The sequence below is a fragment of the Pseudoalteromonas sp. MMG012 genome, assembly GCF_018100875.1.
GTDB classification, from domain to species: domain Bacteria; phylum Pseudomonadota; class Gammaproteobacteria; order Enterobacterales; family Alteromonadaceae; genus Pseudoalteromonas; species Pseudoalteromonas aurantia.
Genome location: NZ_JAGJEF010000216.1, coordinates 1 through 635, shown reverse-complemented (window position 1 = coordinate 635; position 635 = coordinate 1). Strand labels below are relative to the sequence as shown.

Genomic DNA, 635 nt, shown 5'->3' with positions numbered 1-635 from the left:
ACTTACTCGGCTTACCTACCGTGGCTACCTTCACCGCGTTTTTACCCGCATAAGTATTCTTTATGCCATCAAGGTAATCTTGGCCATCTTCGTAGCTGGGTGTGTCTGCGCGCGTCACTACATACCCGTCTACATCCGGTTGGCGCAGTGCGTCAAATTTGAACGCACCATTACTGTCGGTGTTGGTGGTCAATGAGACGCTATTACCGAATTCATCTTTACCGGTAAGCGTGACTACTAAGCTCGGGATCGCGAGATCTTGTGATTCTTTAACACCATTTTGATTGCCATCAACAAACACAACGCCTTCAACACGGGCTTCGCCCGCATTAGGTAGTTCAGTAAAGATCACCTTACTCGGCTTACCTACCGTGGCTACCTTCACCGCGTTTTTACCCGCATAAGTATTCTTCACACCATCAAGGTAATCTTGACCATCTTCATAGCTGGGTGTGTCTGCACGCATCACCACATACCCGTCTGCATCCGGTTGGCGCAGTGCGTCAAATTTGAACGCACCATTACTGTCGGTGTTGGTGGTCAATGACACTGCGTTGCCGAACTTATCTTTACCGGTAAGTGTGACTACTAAGCTCGGGATCGCCAGATCTTTAGGCTCTTTAACACCATTTTGA

The 635-nt window shown here is 48.5% G+C and carries 1 protein-coding gene; it reads right to left on the bottom strand.

Annotation, left to right across the window (positions count from 1 at the left end):
* A partial coding sequence (locus tag J8L97_RS23110; RefSeq protein WP_211053072.1) for an SdrD B-like domain-containing protein occupies positions 1–635 on the bottom strand: 635 nt, incomplete at both ends.